This window comes from Priestia sp. P5_B4 (assembly GCF_056400385.1).
This window is the reverse complement of sequence record NZ_JBFULJ010000306.1, coordinates 1-4,123: the sequence shown is the minus strand read 5'-3', so window position 1 is coordinate 4,123 and position 4,123 is coordinate 1. Positions and strand designations below refer to the sequence as shown.

The 4,123-nt window shown below is 36.7% G+C and carries 3 protein-coding genes; 1 reads left to right on the top strand and 2 read right to left on the bottom strand.

What is annotated here, in order from left to right:
* Positions 1-92 precede the first annotated feature (92 nt).
* A complete protein-coding gene (locus AC1DRF_RS18100; protein ID WP_477741326.1) occupies positions 93-497 on the top strand; it encodes a hypothetical protein in 405 nt (134 codons plus the stop codon).
* Positions 498-524: 27 nt separating this feature from the next.
* Here the strand turns inward: AC1DRF_RS18100 and AC1DRF_RS18095 are convergent, their stop codons facing one another.
* Together AC1DRF_RS18095 and AC1DRF_RS18090 are read right to left on the bottom strand one after the other, a co-directional pair.
* Positions 525-2,015: a peptide MFS transporter gene (locus AC1DRF_RS18095; RefSeq protein WP_477741325.1), complete on the bottom strand. Its 1,491-nt coding sequence runs from the start codon at positions 2,013-2,015 to the stop codon at positions 525-527.
* 528 nt (positions 2,016-2,543) lie between these two features.
* Positions 2,544-3,908, bottom strand: coding sequence for an allantoinase (locus tag AC1DRF_RS18090; RefSeq protein ID WP_427076237.1), 1,365 nt, complete (start codon positions 3,906-3,908; stop codon positions 2,544-2,546).
* Positions 3,909-4,123 lie beyond the last annotated feature (215 nt).

Here is a 4,123-nt window from a genome sequence, read left to right as displayed (position 1 = left end):
ATACTGATTAATGAATTACTATGAATATTTCTTCCTTTCTATCTATACATATTAACTACATAGTTCTTTTTTATAATAATGGAGGTTATTGTATGTTAAAACCAGATACGGCTATTATTTTTGGATTTCTTATCGAAGAAGCGGCCAGTCGATTAGACGATCAAGAGATTAAAGAAATTGCGGCTAAAGAGCTAGAAAATGGAGAATTGGTGTTTGAAGAAGCGAGTTATTTTTATAAACGCTTTTTTATCCCTGCTTCCTCTGAATTAAGACAAGCTCTTCGCCGAGAGTTCTTATCGCTTCATTTAACATTAAATCAAATCAAAAATGCTCATGGCAACGGATCTATGTCTAAAATTGCTCATATGCATCAAATTATTGCAGAAACTGAAAAATCAACAAACGAACTTAACAGACTTTTAAATCTTGCGTTCTATGAGGGTGAGGACGATCAGACCTACGCCTCCTTCATGAATATTTTTTCAAATAAATCATAAAAAAACCGTCCTTAAGGACGGTTTTTCTTATTGAACACCTTTCATTAAACGCTGAATTTTTGGCGAAATCATTAGCACAATTACACCTAAAATGACCGACACTCCGCCCAATGCAGCAAAATAAACAACTTGCGAAATGTTTTCATAGTATTGAACAAGCTGAGCATTGATTGCCTGCGCCGCTGCGCTTGTTAGGAACCATAAACTCATCGTCTGAGCAGAAAACGCTGCAGGTGCTAGTTTTGTTGTAGYTGATAGCCCTACTGGTGATAAACAAAGCTCTCCAACTACAACTAAGAAGAAGCTTAGCACTAGCCATAGCGGGCTCGCTAACGTTTCATTTCCATGAATGCTAGCCGGGATAACCATGACAAGGAAAGAAAGCCCTGCAAATAAAAGTCCTAACGAAAACTTCTTTGGTGTAGAAGGCTGTCTGTTTCCTAATTTTACCCAAACCGCTGCAAAAACTGGCGCAAATATAATAATGAATAGCGGATTTAACGATTGGAACCAGCCAACTGGAATTTTAAAACCACCATACGTTAGCTGCGTATGATCTTTTGCATATGTTGCTAAAATTGTTGATCCCTGCTCTTGAATCGCCCAGAACATTACTCCAGAGATAAAAAGAGGAATGTACGCTAATACGCGTGAACGCTCATCAGCTGTTGTCTTGGGGCTCTTATACATAACAACAAAGTAAATAATAGGAATAACAATCGCTAAAATACTTACAAATAAAATAACGCCTTCAACAGTTAAAATGCCCGCTAAAGAAGTCAGTACAATAAAGATTGCCAGTACAACTACAGCAAGTGCAATGGTACCAAAAACTTTTTTACGTTCTTCTGGTTTTAAAGGGTTTGGAACTTGTCTGCCTGCACGACCTAGGTTTTTGCCTCGTGTAGCCATAAATACGATTAGACCTAAAAGCATTCCTACTGCCGCGATTCCAAAACCTAAGTGGTAGTTATACTTTTCACCTACTGTTGAAACAACTAGCGGCGCGATAAATGCTCCAGCATTTACACCCATATAGAAGATACTAAATCCAGCATCTCGACGGTTATCAGTAGGGCTATACATATCGCCCACAACGCTTGAAACGTTTGGTTTTAATAAACCTGTTCCGATAATAATTAAGAACATTGAAATAAACAGCGCGGTTACACCTGCTGGCAACGCAAGCACTAGATGGCCGAGCATAATAAATATACCACCGTAAAACACCGTATTAGACGTACCTAAAATGCGGTCTGCAATCCAACCGCCAATAATTCCAGACATATAAACAAGGGAACCATAAATAGAAAAGATCGCTAAAGCGGTTCCTTGTTCCATTCCTAATCCACCGTTTGCAATTGTATCGTACATGTACAATACAAGTAGCGCACRCATTCCATAGTATGAAAAACGCTCCCAGAATTCTGTAAAGAACAAGGTAAATAACCCTTTAGGATGTCCGAAGAATCCTTTTTGAGGAACTGTTTCATACACTTTTTCTCTCTCTACCGACATATTCCTTAACCTCTCTTTCAACCGTAAACCACCATAGACAAAACTGTCAAAAAATTATGATGATATAAAAAAATAGAAACAAGAAAATTTTATTCTTATAAAATGATTCTGTCAATATCAGAATTTTACAATGAGTGCATAAAATACGGTTTTCCATTATAAAATTGTACCTATAAAAAGCTTTAAATCAAGATTTCTTTTCTTGAAATACCTTTTTGAAATTTTTTTTATACAAAACCCTTGATTACAAAGCATCTGATTATCTACTTTTCATACAACCAGATAATATTTTTCTTTTTGGGAATTTTTTCTCTATATTAAAAAAGAAACTTTATTATTTTTTCATTATGCTTCCCTCAATCGAAAATATACTTTTTCAGAATAATAAAAACCTCTTTAAAAATATCTGTTTTGTTATAGTAGATACTCATTTTCCCCCTATGTATTACCTTTAATATAAGTCATCCTCATTTTTTTATGTAAAAAAAGAGATAAAAGGTTTATTTTTTATCTCTTTTTTCACTGTACCTACAATTTTACGTATTCACCGTTTACCATTTGTCCTTTGTGAAGAGGAAACACACCTTCTTCTTTATTGTATACAATCGTTCCTCTATTAATGGTAGTTAAAATAACGCTATTAAATACCGTTCCTTCATATATACTGTGCTTATGTTTGAAAACCATTCCTTCTTTTGTCACTTTTTCAGTTTGATCCAGATCAACGATAACCAAATCCGCATCGGATCCCAGCAAGATGCTTCCTTTTTTAGGGTATAAACCGAATCGTTTAGCTGGATTCGTTGATACAAGCTTTGAAATGTGAGGAAGAGAAATCCCTCTAGTGATGGCTCCCTCACTAATCATTGCTTGCAAAGAGTACTGACCGCCTGATATTCCACCCCAAACTTTAAATAAATCATTCTGATGAGCTGTTTTTAACTCAATCGGACAAGGAGAATGATCCGAAGAAATCATATCTACTTCCTCTGATTGAATACAAGCCCATAATTTTTCTTTTTGACTCCTGCTGCGAAGAGGAGGTGCACACTTAGCCGTTACGCCAATTTCTTCAAAGTCTTCCTCTGTAAAAAGTAAATAATGCGGACAAGTTTCAAGCGTAACGTTCATTCCATTCTTCTTTGCTTCCGTAATAAGCTGCACTGCTTCAGAGCTGCTAATGTGTACAAAGTGAAGCGGACATCCCGTTTCTTCACCGTACTCAAGCGCTTGCTTTACTGCGTTTACTTCTGCTACAACCGGTCGCGTTTCTAAATAATCTTTAATAGCAGTTTGCTTTTGCTTCTGTTTAGCCTGTTCAAGCTTTTGTATTAAGTCATTTCTTTCAGCATGCAGGGCAAGCACTTTATTTAGTTTTGCAATCTCTTTCATTCCTTCATATAATGTGAGGTCATCTGAGAAATCAAATTCAGAACCGGCTTCTGACATAAATGCTTTAAAACCTATTACACCCGAATGAGCCATTTTGGCTAATTCTCCTTTATTACCAGGAACCAACCCTCCCCATAGACCATAATCTACTACTGACTTTTGATCAGCCAGCTTTTTCTTTTCCCACAGCGCTGCTTCTGTTACGGTAGGAGGAACGCCGTTTAAAGGCATATCAAAATATGTAGTGCAGCCTCCTGCGGCCATAGATGCTGAACCGTAGTCAAACCCTTCCCAATGGTCTCGGCTCGGTTCATCAAAATGCACGTGAATATCAATCATTCCAGGCAGAACATATTTGCCTTTAGCATCTACGTATTTTTTTGCTGGTATGCTAACACCTTGCGCTATTTCTGCAATCTTTCCTTTTTTAATCCCTATATCCGCTTTTACTATTTCGTCTTCTAATACGACCGAACCATCCCGAATAATTAAATCGTACATGTTATCAAACTCCCCTTTATTTAACTACTCCATTTTCTTATTAAACGAAGCAGTCTGCTATTGTTTGTGTCAGGTTTCTTTACAAGGAGAAAGACTTTTTGAAGGAAACAATGCATGATAGAACAATAGCAGACTGCTTCGTTTAATAAGAAAATGGAGTAGTTAAATAAAGGGGAGTTTGATAACATGTACGATTTAATTATTCGGGATGGTTC